The 1537-nt window shown below is 30.1% G+C and carries 1 protein-coding gene; it reads right to left on the bottom strand.

The window, feature by feature from the left end; translation table 11 throughout:
* Positions 1–370 precede the first annotated feature (370 nt).
* Positions 371–1399, bottom strand: coding sequence for a MobA/MobL family protein (locus AC4AGG_RS16380; RefSeq protein ID WP_489773095.1), 1029 nt, complete (start codon positions 1397–1399; stop codon positions 371–373).
* Positions 1400–1537 lie beyond the last annotated feature (138 nt).

The following is a 1537-nucleotide window of genomic DNA, read 5'->3' on the forward strand; positions in this document are numbered from 1 at the left end:
TAGGGTTTTGTGTTTCTTTAAATCTATGTGATTAAAGTTAAGAAATTCTAAACCCTGAAAAATATACTTGAGTTAGCTTACCTTGTTCAAAACAGACGTATCGATATTTAAATGAAAGATTTTCAATAATTTAACTAATTTAAAATTCAAAATATACCGGTGATTTTTTATAAATTACCCGTTAAGAAAATAGTTTAAACTATTCTTTATTAATCTTTTCAATTTAAGGAGGTTTGAATAAATGGAAATTCAAAAAACTGCTATTTAAAATGGTGAACTAATACACCTCTTCAAAATAAAATAAAGCATCTTTACACTGATTTTCAACCCTCCGCTGATTAATGTAATAAAGCAATGAACCAATTTATTACTAACGTCCAAGACCCAGGTTATCATTAGCTGTATTTCTCAGATCCTGAAGAATCTCGTTAGCTGACTTAGAAAGTTCATTTTCATTAATCTCAATATTCAATTTTGGAGTAAAGAATGTTAACTCTTTTCTCGAGTTAAATTCTATCTCTATATCAAGCGAATTAATTTCGTTTTTAAAGTGATGAAAATATAAAATATGGTCTTTTCTTATTGCGTTTTCGATAAGATTGATAAAATTTGTTTTAGCTTGTAATTCTCCTTCATCATGTTGTTGCAATCTTTCTTTTTCAGCCTTTTCTCTTCTAAAATGGATTAGTCGTTCCAAAAATGAATGGGGAAGAAAGTCTATTGAATGTTTTGTGATTTTATGTTCAATCTTTGATGACTTACGCTGATAATTGTGCTTAGTTCGAGTGAGAAGCATTTCTACATTTTTCAACTTTTTACTTGTAATCTCAATCTGACTTTGTTCTTTGATGAGTGCTTTTTTGATTTTCAATTTGAATAATCTTGCTTCATAAGGATTGGCTTTCCATTCTTTCATGGGAATACGTTTCACTTTTGGTGATTTTGACAAATCGATTCCACATTCTTTTTGCCAATCTTTTACAAATTTCTTGATATAGCCCAATTTTGACATTGCAGGATCTTTACGATTTTTAGCGTCTGTCAAAATCCGCTCAGAATAATACAAATGTCCATGAGCGTTTTCTACCACTTCACCATCTTTTCCACCATGAAAGCAAAATGTAAAATGATGCTTTTTGCCAAACTTGGATTCTAAAAACTTCTGAATCAATTCTTCTTTTTGCTCTTGACTCCATTCGTTGGGAAACATCAGAATTAATTTACTTAAGACCTTGCCATTTTTTCTTTTAGAGAATTCAAAATTTTCAATTTTCTGCCATTTCTTTTTTAGGAATTTTACATTGGTTGTTGTTCTATCAACCATGCCAAGATCATTATCATAAATACGATAACATTCTTTCTTTCGAGTGCCATAACTAATTGAATCTACAGTTGACATTTTTTGTTACTTTTTTCTAAAAAGTAGCCCGTGCGAAGTTTTATTGTGAAGTGTAGCGAAACTTTAAAACCTCCTGAGGGCGTTACATTTATTTACCACTCACAATATTATCCTTCTCAGCAAAAAGTCTGTCATTAA

The organism is Chryseobacterium sp. CG10_8, from assembly GCF_058117085.1.